This window comes from Halomonas icarae, from assembly GCF_009901955.1.
Classification (GTDB): Bacteria; Pseudomonadota; Gammaproteobacteria; order Pseudomonadales; family Halomonadaceae; genus Halomonas; species Halomonas icarae.
On the sequence record NZ_WUTS01000001.1, the window covers coordinates 1,140,069 to 1,156,392 of the forward strand.

The 16,324-nt window shown below is 65.6% G+C and carries 15 protein-coding genes; 5 read left to right on the forward strand and 10 right to left on the reverse strand.

Translation table 11 applies throughout. The annotated features are described in order from the left end of the window. Positions 1 to 5: 5 nt before the first annotated feature. A complete protein-coding gene (locus GRB80_RS05375) occupies positions 6 to 1,301 on the forward strand; it encodes a TRAP transporter large permease (RefSeq protein WP_202597166.1) in 1,296 nt (431 codons plus the stop codon). Positions 1,302 to 1,308: 7 nt separating this feature from the next. Then, positions 1,309 to 1,845 carry a winged helix DNA-binding protein gene (locus GRB80_RS05380; protein WP_161422796.1) on the forward strand — a complete coding sequence of 179 codons (537 nt, stop codon included), beginning with the start codon at positions 1,309 to 1,311 and terminating at the stop codon, positions 1,843 to 1,845. Between the two features lie 302 nt (positions 1,846 to 2,147). Here GRB80_RS05380 and GRB80_RS05385 read toward each other — a convergent pair whose 3' ends face one another. The 9 genes from GRB80_RS05385 to osmF form a co-directional block, all read right to left on the reverse strand. Then, complete coding sequence (locus tag GRB80_RS05385) at positions 2,148 to 2,948, reverse strand: hypothetical protein (protein ID WP_161422797.1); 801 nt, start codon at positions 2,946 to 2,948, stop codon at positions 2,148 to 2,150. A gap of 46 nt (positions 2,949 to 2,994) precedes the next feature. Next, complete coding sequence (locus GRB80_RS05390) at positions 2,995 to 4,842, reverse strand: protein kinase domain-containing protein (protein ID WP_161422798.1); 1,848 nt, start codon at positions 4,840 to 4,842, stop codon at positions 2,995 to 2,997. A gap of 190 nt (positions 4,843 to 5,032) precedes the next feature. Beyond that, positions 5,033 to 6,757 carry a dihydrolipoyllysine-residue acetyltransferase gene (locus GRB80_RS05395; RefSeq protein ID WP_161422799.1) on the reverse strand — a complete coding sequence of 575 codons (1,725 nt, stop codon included), beginning with the start codon at positions 6,755 to 6,757 and terminating at the stop codon, positions 5,033 to 5,035. A 38-nt stretch (positions 6,758 to 6,795) separates the two neighbouring features. Beyond that, positions 6,796 to 7,773, reverse strand: coding sequence for an alpha-ketoacid dehydrogenase subunit beta (locus tag GRB80_RS05400; RefSeq protein WP_161422800.1), 978 nt, complete (start codon positions 7,771 to 7,773; stop codon positions 6,796 to 6,798). Position 7,774: 1 nt separating this feature from the next. Further along, positions 7,775 to 8,998: a thiamine pyrophosphate-dependent dehydrogenase E1 component subunit alpha gene (locus GRB80_RS05405; protein ID WP_161422801.1), complete on the reverse strand. Its 1,224-nt coding sequence runs from the start codon at positions 8,996 to 8,998 to the stop codon at positions 7,775 to 7,777. Between the two features lie 167 nt (positions 8,999 to 9,165). After that, positions 9,166 to 9,897: an ABC transporter permease gene (locus GRB80_RS05410; RefSeq protein WP_309663536.1), complete on the reverse strand. Its 732-nt coding sequence runs from the start codon at positions 9,895 to 9,897 to the stop codon at positions 9,166 to 9,168. Beyond that, positions 9,894 to 10,850 (reverse strand): ABC transporter ATP-binding protein, encoded by a 957-nt coding sequence (locus GRB80_RS05415; RefSeq protein WP_161422802.1) that lies wholly within the window; start codon positions 10,848 to 10,850, stop codon positions 9,894 to 9,896. Before GRB80_RS05415 ends, GRB80_RS05410 begins: the two co-directional genes overlap by 4 nt. Next, a complete protein-coding gene (locus tag GRB80_RS05420; protein WP_309663534.1) occupies positions 10,847 to 12,028 on the reverse strand; it encodes an ABC transporter permease in 1,182 nt (393 codons plus the stop codon). Before GRB80_RS05420 ends, GRB80_RS05415 begins: the two co-directional genes overlap by 4 nt. A gap of 4 nt (positions 12,029 to 12,032) precedes the next feature. Continuing rightward, entirely contained in the window at positions 12,033 to 12,944 is a 912-nt protein-coding gene (gene osmF / locus GRB80_RS05425) for a glycine betaine ABC transporter substrate-binding protein OsmF (RefSeq protein WP_161422803.1), read from the reverse strand. A 111-nt stretch (positions 12,945 to 13,055) separates the two neighbouring features. Here osmF and GRB80_RS05430 point away from each other — a divergent pair, with 111 nt between their 5' ends. From GRB80_RS05430 to GRB80_RS05440, 3 genes are all read left to right on the forward strand, one after another. Next, positions 13,056 to 14,084: a DUF1853 family protein gene (locus GRB80_RS05430; protein ID WP_161422804.1), complete on the forward strand. Its 1,029-nt coding sequence runs from the start codon at positions 13,056 to 13,058 to the stop codon at positions 14,082 to 14,084. An 80-nt stretch (positions 14,085 to 14,164) separates the two neighbouring features. Beyond that, complete coding sequence (locus tag GRB80_RS05435) at positions 14,165 to 14,425, forward strand: helix-turn-helix domain-containing protein (protein ID WP_161422805.1); 261 nt, start codon at positions 14,165 to 14,167, stop codon at positions 14,423 to 14,425. Next, on the forward strand, positions 14,419 to 15,732 hold the full coding sequence (locus tag GRB80_RS05440) for a type II toxin-antitoxin system HipA family toxin (RefSeq protein ID WP_309663532.1): 1,314 nt from the start codon (positions 14,419 to 14,421) through the stop codon (positions 15,730 to 15,732). The genes GRB80_RS05435 and GRB80_RS05440 overlap by 7 nt, the downstream gene beginning before the upstream one ends. A 274-nt stretch (positions 15,733 to 16,006) precedes the next feature. Here the strand turns inward: GRB80_RS05440 and GRB80_RS16330 are convergent, their stop codons facing one another. Beyond that, positions 16,007 to 16,180, reverse strand: a complete 174-nt coding sequence (locus GRB80_RS16330; RefSeq protein ID WP_237561924.1) for a c-type cytochrome — start codon at positions 16,178 to 16,180, stop codon at positions 16,007 to 16,009. Positions 16,181 to 16,324 lie beyond the last annotated feature (144 nt).

The following is a 16,324-nucleotide window of genomic DNA, read 5'->3' on the forward strand; positions in this document are numbered from 1 at the left end:
TCCCCATGCTAGTGATGATGCTTGTCCTGTTCGGGGCCCTGCTGCTGCTGCTCGGTAGTGGCGTCTGGGTCGCCTTTTCACTGATGGCCCTCGGCTGGCTGGGGCTCTCCCAGTTCACCTCGATCCCGACTGGCGATGTGATGGCCTCGGATATCTGGGGCTCCAGCTACAGCTGGGAGCTGACCGCCCTGCCGATGTTCATCTGGATGGGCGAGATCCTGTTTCGCTCGCGCCTGGCCGACGACATGTTCACCGGCCTCTCGCCCTGGATGCAGCGCATCCCGGGCAGGCTATTGCATACCAATGTGGTGGGGTCGGGGCTCTTCGCGGCCGTATCCGGCTCCTCGGCGGCTACCTGTGCCACCATGGGCAAGATGACCATTCCGGAGCTGACGAAGCGCGGCTATGACGAGAGTGTGGTGATCGGCACCCTGGCCGGCTCCGCCACCCTGGGACTGCTGATTCCCCCCTCGATCATCCTGATCGTCTACGGCGTGGCCACCGACCAGTCCATCTCACGCCTGTTCATGGCGGGCGTATTGCCGGGCCTGATGCTGATCTCGCTGTTCGCCCTCTATCTGATGCTCTGGGCGTGGCGCTATCCGGACCGGGTGCCGCCCGGTGAGGAGCGTCTGCCCCTGATCGAGAAGCTGCGCCGTGCACGGCGGTTGATTCCCCTGCTGGGGCTGATCGTCGGCGTGATCGGTTCGATCTACGCCGGGCTGGCCTCCCCCACCGAGGCCGCGGCGGTAGGCGTCGTCCTCTCGCTGCTGCTGGCGCGCTTTCAAGGCACCATGACTCGCCGCGTCTTCAGCGACGCCCTGCTCGGTGCCGTTCGCACCTCGACCATGATCGCGTTCATTCTTGCCGGCGCCTCCTTTTTGACCGCCGCCATGGGCTTCACCGGCCTGCCCCGGGATCTCGCCGCCTGGATTGGCACCCTGGAGCTATCGCCCTGGATGCTGCTGGCGGCCCTGACGCTGCTGTTTATCCTGCTGGGCTGCTTCCTCGATGGCATCTCGGTGGTGGTACTGACCACCTCCATCATGCTGCCCATGGTGGAGGCGGCGGGCATCGATCTGATCTGGTTCGGAATTTTCCTGGTCATCGTGGTGGAGATGTCCCAGATCACACCGCCCGTGGGCTTCAACCTGTTTGTGCTCCAGGGCATGACCGGCCGCAATATCCTCTCCATCGCCTGGGCCGCCCTGCCCTTCTTCTTCCTGATGCTGCTGGGGGTGGTGTTGATCTCGCTCTTCCCCGAGATCGTCACCTACCTGCCCACCGCCATGAACAAGTAGGCTTCCCATGACAGACTCTACCGCCACACACCCCAGGGGCCGCGTCAGCGGCCCCATCGTCTCCTCGGAGCACCTCTCTCACCGGGCGCAGGAGCAGTCGGAGTTCGAGTTCGGACTGATCATCGCCTCCCACGCCTTCACTCGCTGGATGGTGCGCTGCATGGCCGCCGCCGGCTATCCGGAGCTGGGCTCACTGGATGTGTTGGTGCTGCATAGCGTCAACCATCGCGAGCGGGCCAAGCGCCTGGCGGATATCTGTCTGGTACTCAATGTCGAGGACAGCCATACCGTGACCTACGCCCTCAAGAAGCTGGCCAGACACCAGCTGGTGCAGGGCGAGAAGCACGGCAAGGAGACCTTCTTTCGGACCACCGAACTCGGGCGCAGCACCTGCCAGCGCTATGCCGAGATTCGCGAGGACTGCCTGATCGAGTCGCTGTCATCCCTGGGTATCGAACCCGAGGAGACGAGTCGTCTGGCCAGCAAGCTGCGGGCGATGTCGGGGATCTATGACCAGGCCGCCCGGGCGGCGGCTTCCCTGTAGCCCTCTACCAGGAGGGATGCTCCGCTACTCACTAGGGGTTTCGTCACCCTGTGGGAGGCCGGATCCCCCGGGCGATGGCGCCGACAGGCGCCCGTTAGTCTTGCCGCATTTTTCCTGGCCCATCCGAGGATGGCCCTTGGCCTCCATTCGCCCGGCAGAGCCGGCCTCCCACAATGAACCCCGTGCCATTCGAGGCAGAGCTGGCCTCCCACAATGAACCCGTGCCATTCGAGGCAGAGCTGGCCTCCCACAATGAACACCGTGCCATTCGAGGCAGAGCCAGCCACGGTTGACCTGGAGGCTCAGGCCGCCTCGCGGGCGAAGAGCCGGCGCGCCCGCCACAGGCTGAACATGAACAGCAGCGCGCTGGTGAGCATCGAGGCCGCCAGGGAGAGCAGGAAGACCAGCATGCCGGGTAGCTGCCCCACCCCGAGATAGCTGACGGTGCAGAAGGCGAGCAGGCTGAGCATTCCCCGCTGGGTCATGCTCACCGTCATGCGCGCGACCGAGGCCCCGTAGCGCTCATGCAGCGCCCAGGCAATGGTCAGGATGCCGGCGGGGAACCCCATGATCACCCCGGAAAACTCGGGCCCCGCCCGGGCCCCCAGGGTGGTGGCCAGACTCACCACACCGCCGGCCAACAGGCCGCGCAGCAGCAGGCCCAGCCAGCCCGAGCTCGCCACCACCACCGGCTGTCTCAGCCTGAGCCAGCGGTTGATCCCCTCGGCCACTATCAGCACCGCCAGATAGGCGCCGAGCGCCCACGCCAGGCCCCCGGGAAGTTGCAGTGCCAGCAGCGCCGCCGGCAACCACACCAGGCAGGACAGCCCCAGGCTCCTGAGGGCCGAGAGCCGCTCGGCGGTGATCACGAAGCAGACGGTGAACACCAGGGTCGCCACCAGCGCATGCAGGGTCGAGAGCACCGCCTCCTGCACGAAGGCAGGCGGCTGTTCACGCAGCATGAAGAAGTAGCCCGGCCCCAGGATCACCGGTGTGCCGGCGAGAATTCCGCCGAGACGCGGCCCCACCCGCGCCACCGCCAGGGCCACCAGGATCACGATGCCGGCGGTGGCCAGTAGCTTGAACAACATCGGCTGCAGCATGGGCCGCATCACCTCCCTGTGACAGGTGCAGAAACGACGCCTGATGCTACCCGCTTTCCCGGAGAGGCGACAGTTCGGCCACCTGGCGCGGATTGCGCGGATAGAAGCGCTCCGGCTGGGCTTCCACATGCGGGAAGAATCGCGTGTCCTTGTAGGGCATCTTCATGAAGCCGGAGATCCCGAGGCCTTCGATCAATCCCACCGCGGCCAGAATATCCTCCAGACGCTGCTTAAATTCCGCCTCACGGGAGGGATCCAGCAACCGGTAATAGCTGTGGATCTTGAGATGGTGAGGCAGCGCTTCGAAGATGATCATGCCGGTATGGTGGATATCGTTGAGCGCCTCCAGGGAGACGATGATGGTCTCGGGCAGGACCAGAAACTCCTCCGGGTCGGGGCCATCCTCGAAGTAGCTATGCAGTCGGCTGCGATCCTCCAGCTCCGGTACCGCGCTGACCTCGTAGCGCAGCTGCATGTTTGGATCGAGCACGAAGGGCTGGTCCGCCGCCTCCCGCTCCAGGTGCAGGGTATCTCGAGCATTGAACAGGCAGCTCTTGAAGATGCCCTGGCGATAGATGGCCCGGGCCAGGTTGACCATATTGTTCACCGCGGCGATAAAGGCGGGCTTGAGCGCCGGATCATGCAGGTTCAGGGTGGTGTCGATATAGACCCCCTCGCGCTCCCAGCGCACCGCCAACCCGCCTACCACCGGATAGCGGCCGAGGCGACTCACCGCGGCGAGAAACGCCTTCTCGGTCTCCCCCATGCCCTGCATGAAGTTCTTGTAGTAGCGGTCAAGCTGCACATCATTGACGTCGTTGAGGGTCTCGGCGACCCCCTCCTCGCGCAGGAAGGCCTTGCGCGAGCTGTAGACCACGGTGTCGATCTCGCGACCGGAGGGACGGGTCCACACCGGCACCAGCGGCAGCTCCGCCGGCTCGGGCAGATCGATCATCACCGCGCGCGCCATGCGAGGCATCTCGCGGATAAAGTGATCGCCGGCCTGCATGCGCAGGCGAGGGTCGGGGTCGAGCATGCCATCGAGCATGCGCGCGAACTCGACCGGCAGCCCCAGGGAGGTGGCCGGGATGGCGTGATGACCGAAGCGGCAGGACTGGGCCGAGGCCAGGGCATAGAGGGTGCCCGCGGCCCCCTGCTCATCGAAGCGAGGCGAGGAGAGCGCACCATTGAGCTGCTCGTCGCCGATAAAGTAGACATCACCCAGCCGGGCATTGGTCTGCTGAAGGTTGTCCGACATCAGTTCCATGACACTGGCGGCCACGAACTGTTGATTGGCATCGAGCTGGGCGAACACCGAGGAGCCCCAGTCGATCAGTGCGATGGTCTCGTCCCGGGCATCGAACACCAGGTTGGAGGGTTTGATATCGCCATGCACGATCGGCTTGCCCGCCGGCCCCTTCTCCTGGCGCAGGTTGCGCAGGATATCGGCGAGCTGGTCGGCGATGCGCACGACCAGCCTGGGTGAGAGGCGCCCCTCGCGCAGGGAGACCTCCTCGAGGTTCCATCCCGGCGCCCGCTGCATCACCAGGATCGACTGGTTGCGCACCCGCTGGTAGGCGATCAGCCCCGGCACCCGCGGATGGGCCACCTGCTCGAGCATGAAGGCCTCCTCCTCGAGGCGGTCCTGCAGATGCTGCGGCAGAGTGATCCGGGTGAACTTGAAGACGTACTGATCCCCCAGGGCGGTGACGCCGGCGAAGACGAAGCCATAGGCCCCCTTGCCGATCAGTTCGATATCTCGATAGCCCAGCCGCTCGAGCTTCTCCTGGCAGAGCGCCACCCACGCCTTGAGCTTGCGGGCATCATCCTGACTGAGCAGATAGATCGACTGCTCCTCGGGAATATAGAACTGCTGCAGCGGCGCCTGGGTCATGGGGGGTACCTATGAATTACGGCTATGGAGCCAGCCCCTTGGGGGCTGGCTCCTGAGGAAGCGAGGGGCGCTGGGGGCAAGCCGAAGAGGAGGTCCTACGCCAGGGATGGCGTCGGTAGCGCCCAGGGAAGGGTTCACAGCGCCTCCTCGAAGGTTTGCCGCCAGATCAGCCCCGACTTCAGGTCATGCATCAACTCAAGTGGAGCAGCATGCTCTCGGGATCTTCCAGATAGCCCTTCCAGGCATTACAGAAGCGCGCGATGGTGCCGCCATCGATGACCCGATGATCTCCCGCCCAGGTCACCGTCATGATCGCCCGCTTGACCACGCGACCCTCGGCATCGAAGCGTGGCAGCCACTGGGTCTTGCCGATGGCGACGATGGCCAGCTCCGGGGCGTTGATAATGGGCGCGGCATAGGTCCCGCCCAGGGCGCCGATATTGGAGATGCTGATGGTGCCGTCACGCAGATCCTCCTGGGCCACCTTGCCCGACCTGGCCGCCTCGGTCAGGCGCTGCACCTCGGCCGCCACCTCGAGCAGGCTGCGCCGCTCCACGCCCTTGACGTTGGGCACCAGCAGCCCCGTTCGGCTATCCACCGCCATGCCGACGTTGACCGACGGCAGGTAGTGGATCTCGCTGACGTCGTCATTGAGCCGGGCATTGAGAATCGGTGCCTCGCGCACCGCCAACGCCATCGCCTTCATGAAGAAGGGCATCAGTGTCAGGCGCGCGCCCTCGGCCTGGGCCAGTGGCTTGAGGCGTTCACGCAGGGCCAGCAGCGCGGTGACGTCGATCTCCTCGCCATACTGAAAGTGCGGAATGGTGCTGGCCGACTCCACCATGCGCCGGGCCATTACCGCACGCACGCCACGCAACGGCTCAACCCGCACCTCTCCCTGGGAGGACGCCGAAGGAGCCGACGAGGCGGACGAGGTCGCCTGTGAGGCCGCCGACGCCTTCTCGCGGGAGGCGCTTGCCGCGCCCTGCCCAGAACTGCCCTGCTCAAGCCCGCCCTGCTCGAGATAGTTGAGCACATCCTCCTTGAGCACGCGCCCCTGCTTGCCGCTACCGGGCACCGCTTCCAGGGAGAGGCCATGCTCGCGCAGCAGGCGACGCACCGCCGGCGCCGCGGGAATGCGTCCATAGGGGCCCTGGCCCTGCACGCCCTCGGTGCCGCCGGACGACGTTTCGCGCATCGGGGCGCGCTCGGCGGAGGCCGCCGGGGTTGACGGCTGCCCGGCCGGAGAGCCGCTCTCCTCATCCTCGTCGACGCCCGCCTCCGGCGTGTAGGCGTAGAGCGGTGCATGGACCTTGGCGATCTCGCCCTGGGCCACATGCAGCTTGCTCATCACCCCCGCCTCTGACGCGGTGATCTCCACCAGCGCCTTGTCGGTCATCACATCGACCACCGGCTGGTCCTCGGCGATGGTCTCACCCTCCTGGATGCGCCACTCCACCACCTCGCACTCGACGATACCCTCACCGATATCGGGCAGGATAAAGTCCTTCGTCGCCCGTCCCCGGGACGCGGGCGCCGATTCGGGAGTGGATGATGCCGCGGTGGATGGTGCCGCAGCGGTAGCTGCCGCAGCGGATGGTGCTGCAGTGGACGCCGATGCCGCCGACGGCTCTTCTGCTGGCTCACCGCCGGCTGATGCCGCCTCCATCGAACCGGCATCCTCCGCCTCGTAGGCGAACAGCGGGGCATGCACCTTGGCAATCTCCCCCTGGGGCACATAGAGGCGGGTAATGCGTCCGGCCTCGGGGGCGGTGATCTCGACCAGCGCCTTGTCGGTCATCACCTCGACGACCGGCTGGTCCTCCTCGATCACGTCGCCTTCGGCCACGCGCCACTCCACCACCTCGCACTCCACGATACCTTCACCGATATCGGGCAACATGAAATCGCTCATCTCGTCGTCTCCTCGACTGGTCGCTTCCGATATCGGTTTCAGAAGGCCACGCTGGCCTTGATCGCCTCGAACACCTTCAGGTGATCCGCCAGGTACTCCTTCTCCAGGGTCAGCGGGAAGGGAGTATCCATGCCGGTCACCCGGGCGATGGGCGCCTCCAGGTAGAGGAAACAGCGCTCCTGAACGGTCGCGGCGACTTCGCCGGCGAAGCCACCGGTCAGCGGGGCCTCATGGGTGATCACCAGGCGGCCGGTCTTGAGCACCGACTCCACCACGCTGTCCTGGTCCCAGGGCAGGATGGAGCGCAGGTCGATCACCTCGCAGGAGATCCCCTCCTTCTCGGCAAGCTCCACGGCACGCTCGATCACCTCCATCTGCGCCCCCCAGCCGAGCACGGTGACGTCGCTCCCCTCCCGGGTCACCTCCGCCTCGCCGATCGGCAGCTGGTAGTCCTCCTCGGGCACCTCGCCGGTGGAGGCGCGATAGAGCCGCTTGGGCTCGAAGAAGATGACCGGGTCGGGATCGCGGATCGCCGCCAGCAACAGGCCCTTGGCCTGGTAAGGGTTGCGCGGCACCACAACCTTGAGCCCCGGCGTATGCGCGAAGTAGGCCTCCGGGGACTGGGAGTGATAGAGCCCGCCGGAGATGCCGCCGCCGTAGGGCGTGCGTATGGTCAGGCCGCCCACATTGAAGAGATCACCGGAGCGGTAGCGGAACTTGGCCGTCTCGTTGACGATCTGGTCGAAGGCCGGAAAGATGTAATCGGCGAACTGGATCTCCGCCACCGGCACCGAGCCCTGGGCCGCCAGGCCATTGGCGAAGCCGATGATGCCCTGCTCCACCAGCGGGGTATTGAAGCAGCGCGAACGGCCATACTTCTCCTGCAGATGGCTGGTGGCGCGGAAGACGCCACCGAAGATGCCGACGTCTTCACCGAAGCAGAGGACCTTGTCATCCTCCGCCATGGCGATATCGAGGGCGTTGTTGATCGCCTGCAGCATGTTCATGGTCGGCATCTCACTCCCCCTCCTGGGCTTGTGCGTCGCTGGCGTCATCACGCGCCTTCACATCCGGATCCAGGGAGCGCGCCCCCTTCGGATAGGACTCGGGATACTGGCGGATATGGCGCTTGAGCTGGTCGAGCTGTCGCTGCAGCGCCGGCGTGACGTCGGCATAGACATCACTGACCAGGCTGTCCAGCGGAGGCGGCGGGCGCTTCTCGGCACGCTTCATGGTCTCGAGCACCTCCCGACGCAGCGACTCCTGGAGCGCCTTCTCCTCGTCGTCGTTCCACCAGCCCTGACCGACCAGCCAGTGCTGCATGCGCAGGATCGGGTCCTTCTCGCGCCAGGCTTCCTCCTCCTTCTTGGAGCGATAACCGGAGGGATCATCCGACGAGGAGTGGGCCGCCAGGCGGTAGCTCATCGCCTCGATCAGCACCGGCTTGTTCTGCTCCACGGCGATGCGCCGCGCCTCGCGAGTCGCGGCCAGCACCGCCAGGATGTCGTTGCCGTCGACGCGAATCACATGCATGCGGTAGCCGTAGGCTCGGGGCGCCACGCCATCGGCGGCGAACTGCTCGATCGAGGGCGTCGAGATCGCATAGCCATTGTTGCGACAGAAGAAGATGACCGGTGCTTCATGCACCGCGGCCATATTGAGTGCGGCGTGGAAGTCCCCTTCCGAGGCGGCGCCCTCCCCGAAGAAGCAGAGGGTGCAGAGCTCATCGCCGGCCAGCTTCTGGCCATAGGCGTAGCCAGCCGCCTGAGGAATCTGGGTGGCCAACGGCGAGGAGATGGTCATGTAGTGCAGCTTGCGTGAGCCGTAGTGGATCGGCATCTGCCGACCCTTGCCATAATCGAGCTCGTTGCCGAACAGCTGGTTCATGAACTCGTCATAGCTGAAGCCGCGATAGACCAGTGCCCCCTGCTCGCGGTACTGGGCCATGATCATGTCGGCATCATCGAGGGCCGCCGTGGCGCCGATCACCGCCGCTTCCTCGCCGGTGCACTGCATGTAGAACGAGAGGCGTCCCTGGCGTTGAGCCGCCATCATGCGCTCATCGAGCACCCGGGTGGCGACCATGCTGTGGTAGATCTTGAGCGCCTGCTCGCGGGAGAGCTCGGGAGCCTCGCCACCGTCATACAGTGTGCCGTCCTGCTTGAGCAGGCGGAAGGTAGGAATCGTAAGCTCGTCGCCGGTCAGAAACGTCGGCGAATGGATCTCTTGTGTCGTTGTCATCTTGGCATCCTCTACCCCTTGTGGGGGTAGTGTTGTCGCTTGTCTCGACCCTCGCCAGGAGGATCACTCCCGTGGGATCAACGCAACCCAAGGTTGACGTTAACGTAACCTGACAAGAACCGACAGCCGTATAGGATTCACCTTTGGTCGCATAGTGCCAGACGATTTCACTGATCAGTTCGCATCAAGTGGGCAAAAAAGCTATCCACTGCCAGCGCCAGCAGACCGATCAACAAGGCCCCCTGAAGGATATAGGCGGTATTGCCATTGACGATGCCGGCGATGATCGGTGCGCCGAGATTGCTCGCCCCGACCGTCGCCCCCAGCGCCGCGGTGGCAATGTTCACGGTCACCGAGGTACGGATGCCGGCCAGGATGACCGGCGCCGCCAGCGGCAACTCCACCTGCCATAGCCGCTGGGCGGCGCCCATGCCCATGCCCCGGGCGGCCTCCTCAACTCCCGGGTCGAGCCCCTCCAGGCCCGCCAGGGTGTTGCGCACGATCGGCAGCAGTCCGTAGAGCAGCAGCGCCACGATGATCGGCCAGGTGCCGAAGCCAAGTACCGGCACGGCCAGGGCCAGTACCGCCACCGGGGGAAAGGTCTGACCCATGGAGGCGACCTGGGCCACCAGGGGCAGAAAGTCGCGACCAGCGGGACGGGTCACCAGGATTGCCGCCCCGACGCCCACCACCACCGCCAGGCTGGAGGCGATCGTCACCACCTGCAGATGACGCAGCAGCAGGGTCAGCAGGTCGGCCTGGGGATAAAGCACCCGGCGCGCCTCGGGCTCGCTCCAGCGCAGCAGCGGCTCGAGCCACTCGCCTCCCGTGGCGAGCACCAGCAGCAGGACGAGCCAGGTCAGCGGCGCGACCCAGCGCTTGAGGCATCTCGCGATCACCTGTCACGGCCCTCCGAAAGGCCGGCGCCGACGATGCCGCGAAGCGAGATCTCCCCCACCGGCATGTCCTCGTCATCCACCACCGCCAGACGCTCGACGCGTTCACGGAACATCATCGCCAGGGCCTGGTGGAGGGTCGCCTCCCGGGCGATCCTGGCCTGGGGCAGCAGCCGCGGCGACAGGGGGCGCATGCGCTCGACGACCGGCGTGATGGCCGCCTCCTTGAGGCCTCGATCATCGCCCCCCAACAGCGACGCCACGAACGCATCGGCCGGCGCTCGCAACAGCTCGAGCGGCCTGCCCTGCTGAACGATGCGCCCCGCCTTCATGACCACCAGGCGGTCGGCCAGGGCCAGGGCCTCATCCATATCGTGGGTGACGAAGACGATGGTCTTCTGCAGGCGCGCCTGCAGGTCGCGCAGTTCGACCTGGAGCCCCTCCCGAGTGATCGGGTCCAGGGCGCCGAAGGGCTCATCCATCAGCAGGATATCGGGGTCCGCCGCCAGTGCCCTGGCCACCCCCACGCGCTGGGCCTGGCCACCGGAGAGCTGGGCCGGATACTTGTCGGCGAACTGCTCGACCGGCAGGCCCAGCAGCGCCATCAACTCCTCGACACGCTCGGTGACCCGGGCAGCAGGCCACTTCAGCAGCCGCGGCACCAGGCCGATATTGCGGGCCACGCTCCAGTGGGGAAACAGCCCCGTGCTCTGGATCGCATAGCCGATACGCCGGCGCAGTACTCGGCCATCGAATTCGCGGATGGGGCGGCCATCGATATGGATCTCGCCACCATCATGCTCGATCAGGCGGTTGATCATGCGCAGGGTGGTGGACTTGCCGCACCCCGAGGTGCCCACCAGAGCACACAGCTCGCCTCGGTTCACCGTCAGCGAGATGGCATCCACCGCCGTTTCGCTACCGAAGCGCTTGGTGACGCTCTTGAGTTCGATCATTCGATGGTTCCCGTGGTCTGGCCGGCGCGGTGATCCAGACGCCGCGTCAGTGCGCCCAGCAGCGCATCGACGGCCAGGGCCATGGCCAGGATCGGCAAGGCGCCGAGCAGCACCAGATCCATGGCCGCCTGGCCCAGCCCCTGGAAGATGAAGGTGCCCAGGCCGCCGGCGCCGATCAATGCCGCCACGGCGGTCAGGCCGATCGCCTGGACGGTGGTGATCCGCACCCCCTCGAGCACCACCGGAAGCGCCAGGGGCAGGCGTACCTGGCGAAAGACCTGGCCGCGGCTCATGCCCATGCCACGCGCCGCCTCGAGCACGCCGGGCTCCACCCCCGAGAGGGCAACGAAGGTGTTGCGCACCATGGGCAGCAGACTATAGCCCAGCAGCGCCAGAAAGGCCGGCGCCCAGCCGATACCACTGACGCCCAGCGCGGAAAGCCAGTCGAAACGGGCCGACAGCCAGGCCAATGGCGCCAGCAGCAGGCCGAACAGTGCCAGACTGGGAATGGTCTGCAGGAAGTTGAGCAGCGCAAAGCCCAGGCGTTCGACCCGCGGGCTCTGACGCATGGCCAGGGCGATGGCCGCCCCCAGCAACAGGCTCATGCCCACGGCACCGCCCACCAGCAACAGATGCTGGACCAGGGCCTCGCCGAAGGCCTCTTCCCGCCCCGCAAGCTCCTGCCGGAGCGCCAGCGACTCGAGCCCCTTGCCCGCCAGCCACCAGCCGGCCAGCACCGGCACGAGCGAAAGCGCCAGCCGCCAGCCGGCCAATGCCAGCCGGGTACGCAGTTCGATCAGCAGCAGCGAGAGCCAGAACAGCATCAGCCACCAGGCGGCACCGATCCCGACCCGAGCCTGGGGCAGCTCGGGGTCGAGGTGTTGCTGCGCCATCAGTGCCAGCCAAAACGGCAAGGCCGCCAACAGCAGCAGGGTCAAGGCCAGCGCCACCCGATAGCCTGAACGCGTGGGCCGCCAGGCCACCGCCAGCAGGCCCAGCAGCGGCAGACAGCTGACCATCGCCAGCGACCAGCCCACAGCCTGGGCAAGCAGATAGGCATCGCCTGGCACGATACGGTTGGGCGCGATGCTACCCAGCGGCAGCCACAGCCAGGTGACCAGTGCCGTCACCGCCAGCGTCGGCACCACGCGATTGACCGGCGCTTCCCTGCCCGGCACCCGCCTACTCCTTCAGCTGAGAGAGGAAGTCGGCGGCCACGTCCGCCGGGGGGCGTCCGTTCACCGCCACTTCGCCATTGAGCCGCTGCAGGGTATCGAGATCCAGCGCCGCGAAGAGCGGTGCCAGCAGATCATCGATCTCCGGCCAGGCCTCGAGCACCTCGCTGCGTACCACCGGAGCCGGCTGGTAGATCGGTTGCACCCCCAGGGTATCCTCCAGCACCACCAGGTCCAGCGTCTTCAAGCCACCATCGGTGCCGTAGGTCATGGCGGCATTCACCCCGCTGGTCTGCTGGGCGGCGGCGCGCATGGTCGAGGCGGTATTGCCCCCGGAGAGCACCAGCAGCTGGTCGTCAGCGAGCTCGAAGCCATAGGCCTCCTGGAAGGCGGGCAGAGCCTGCTCGGATTCGACGAACTCGGCACTGGCGGCCAGCTTGAACGTCTCGCCCTCCGCAAGGTAGGTCGCCAGATCCTCCAGGGTGGTCAGGTCGTGGTCGCGTGCCAGCTCGCCCCGCACGCTGATCGCCCAGGTATTGTTGGCCGCCGCCGGCGCCAGCCATGTCAGGCCATTCTCGGCGTCCCGTTCACGCACCGTCTCATAGGCGGCCTGGGCATCGTGCCAGACGTCACTGCCGGTCATGTCGAAGAAGAAGGCACCGTTGCCGGTGTACTCGGGATAGAGGTCGATCTCGCCGGCCAGCAGCGCCTCGCGCACGATGCTGGTGGCCCCCAGCTGCAGCCGCTCCTCCACCTCGACGCCGCCCGCCTCGAGGCGCTGGACGATCAACTCCCCCAGCACCGAGCCTTCGGTATCGATCTTGGATGACACCGTAACCGGCTCCTGGGCCTGCAGCGGCGTGGCGCCGAGCGAAACCGCGGCGGCGATGGCAGCGAGGGAAAACAGGGGTCGTTGCATGACGGAATACCACCTGACGGATCATGGATGTACCCTGAGTATAAGAAAACTCGGGAATACCTGCAGCCCATCGCCGCCACCGCACACTGCGCCAAAGAACAGGATACTTGCATGCCCACCGACGCACCGCCCCTGCTGGATCACTGCCACCACCCGCTGGTGCGCGACCTGGCGTGGCTGCTGCTGGCCCCCGACCTGATCGCCATGCCCTGGCCCGGACGCCCGAGCCGGGAGCAGCTGGGCCTGCAGGATGACGACCGTACCGCCGACTGGCTGGATCAGCTGGAGGCCTGGCCCCGAGCACTGGAGAGCCAGGTGGGCGACGCGCTGCAGGGGCGCATGGGGCTCTACCATGAGCGCCTCTGGCAGTTTCTGCTCGATACGGCACCGGGCACGGAGCTCCTGGCCCACAACCTGCCCATCCTCGACGGCAAGCTGACACTCGGCGAGCTCGACCTGCTCTACCGGTGCCATGCCGAGGCGTCGATCACCCATCTCGAGGTGGCCATCAAGTTCTATCTCGGGCTGGTGGAGAGTCCGGGGGACGAATACGCTCAGGCCCGCTGGATCGGACCCGGTGGCGCTGACAGCCTGGCCGGCAAGCGCGAGCACCTGCATCGCCACCAGCTGCGGATGACCGAACGGCCCGAGACCCTCGCTGCCATCAAGGCCACACTGGCACAACCTGGCGACCGTGGAGAGGCGCTACCGAGCCTGACCAGCCGGGTCGCCATGCCCGGCGTGCTCTTCACCCCCTGGCACCACCCCCTGCCACCCCCGAGAGAGGCAACCCAGGATCACCTGCGGGGTCTCTGGCTGCACTGGCGCGACTGGCATCGCTTTCGCGACGGCCTGCCACGCGGCACCCGGGGTACCAGGCTTCTCAAGCCGCACTGGCTTGCCCTGCCCCGGCCCGAGCATCTTCAGCCGCTTCGCGAACTGGAAGCCCGGCTTGTCGTCTACTTCCGAACGCCTGCCCCGCCATTGCAGATCGCCCTGTGGCACCCCGAGGCCGGCTGGCGACGCCTGTTTATCGTCGCCGACGACTGGCCGCGCCAGATACCGCTGCCGCCACCGCCTATTGCACCACGGCCTTCGCTGAGCGGCATGTCGGAGGCTCCCCAAGGGTATCCACAGTGAGCCCTATCCCTAAAGGCGGATAATGTGCAAAAATCCCCTATAGAGGATATACTCCATATTATCCGCTTAAAGGGATAAAAATGAAGATCACCTCCCCGGGCATGCTTTCGCATGCCCTGAAGAACGCGAGGCGAGAGCGTCATCTGACACAACACGCCACCGCTGAGCTGGCCGGGATCAAGCAGGCAACCGTATCCGGGTTCGAGAACCACCCAGAGCGAAGCCAGATCGAGACTCTCTTCAAGCTACTGTCGGCGCTGGAGCTTGAGTTGTACGTTGGCGAACGCGACCCGGCCGGTGGCATCACGGGGGGTGACGAGGGCTGGGATCAGGAGTGGTAGACTTGACGAGTCTGACCGTCGCGATGAATGGGATCGAAGTCGGGACCCTGAGCCTGGCCCGCTCTGGCGCCATGACTTTTCGATACCGGCCGGAGTGGCTCAAGCGCCCCGGCGCCCGGGCCATCTCTTTGTCGCTGCCACTCACCATGGCAGCGTATCGGGGTAAGGCCGTCTACAACTTCTTCGACAACCTCCTCCCGGACTCGGAGGCAATACGCGCTCGCCTGCAGGCACGATTTCAGGCCCCTACCCGACACCCGTTCGACCTGCTTGCCAGCATCGGCCGCGACTGTGTCGGCGCGATCCAGCTCTACCCACACGACATGACGATGCCTGATGTGCGGCGCGTGGTCGCCGAGCCGCTGGATGAGCGCGCCATCGAGGCCCTGCTGGTGGGCTACCAGGACACGCCGCTGGGAATGGGTCGGAATCAGGACTTCCGCATCTCACTGGCGGGAGCCCAGGAAAAGACAGCCTTGCTCTGGTACCAGGGAGCATGGCAGCGCCCTGCAGGCAGTACGCCGACCAGCCATATCTTCAAGCTGCCGATCGGCTTTCTGGAGCACAGCAATATCGATCTGCGCCGGAGTGGCGAAAACGAGTGGCTGTGCCTTCAACTGCTGAAAGCCTTTGGAGTGCCCGTGGCAGAGGCCGAGCTTGCGCGATTCGGCGCACAACAGGTACTCGTGGTCGAGCGGTTTGATCGGCGCTGGGCAGAAGATGGCTCATGGCTCATGCGTCTCCCTCAGGAAGATTTCTGCCAAGCGCTGGGCGTGGCCCCAGCACTGAAGTATGAAAGCGATGGTGGTCCCGGCATCCATGCCGCCCTGCGGCTGTTGCGCGGCTCCCAGCAGGCAAGACTGGACCAGGATCTCTTCTTCAAGGCCCAGTTACTCTTCTGGCTATTGGCCGCTATCGACGGCCATGCCAAGAACTTCAGCCTCTTCCTCGAGCCGGGCAGCGCTTACCGGATGACGCCGTTATATGATGTCATATCAGCCTACCCTCTCATGCGCCAGGGCAGCATGGCACCCGAGAGAGCCAAGATGGCAATGGCAGTGAAGGGCAAGAACCGACATTACCGCTGGGCAAGGATGGAGCCGAGGCATTTTGTCCATACCGCAGATCAGGCTGGATTCTCGATTGAGCGAGTCACCGCCATGATCCAGGAGATTGCCGAGCGGGCTGATACGATCGTCGCTGATGTCGACGGCCGCCTGCCTGCCGACTTTCCCGCGGCCACCAGCGAACCAGTTTTCGAAGGTATTCTCCAGCAAACGGCAAGGCTGAAGGCTTTTCTCGCATGAGCGAGATCGCATGTCTGCTCCCCGCCCCAAGGGCTGAGGCACCAGAGGCGGGGAGCGACGTCAACAGCTGTCTATGAGATTTCGCGCCCAAGGAACTGCCGGTCTCGGCTAACACCCTGGGTGGGCAGTGTCAGAGCGAGCTGTAATAGGCCGCCAGGTCGGCGATATCCTGATCGCTCAGGTTGGCCGCCTCGGGCGTCATCACCGCGGCCATGCCACCGGCACGCTGCCCCTCGCGATAGGCCTAGAGGGCGCTCTCCAGATAGGTGGCGGACTACCCCGCCAGGTTGCCGGCGGTCCCCTGGCCCTCGGCATCATGGCAGGCCACGCAGCTGGCGATCTTCTCGCTCCCGGCCTGGGCGTCGCCGGCGACGCTGGCCGAGCCGGAGAACGCCGCCACGGACAACAGCAGCACCGCTGCCGAGCCTTTAACGCGCAATTTGATCATCATCCTCTCCTCATCATCTGACCGGGTCATGGCAAGGTTCGCCACAAGGCCACTGTTTAACGTCAGGGCTCCTTGTATACAAGACGTCCTCCCCCCTCATCGCATTGCTTTATTGATGCACATCAACCCTACCTCAGATCACGC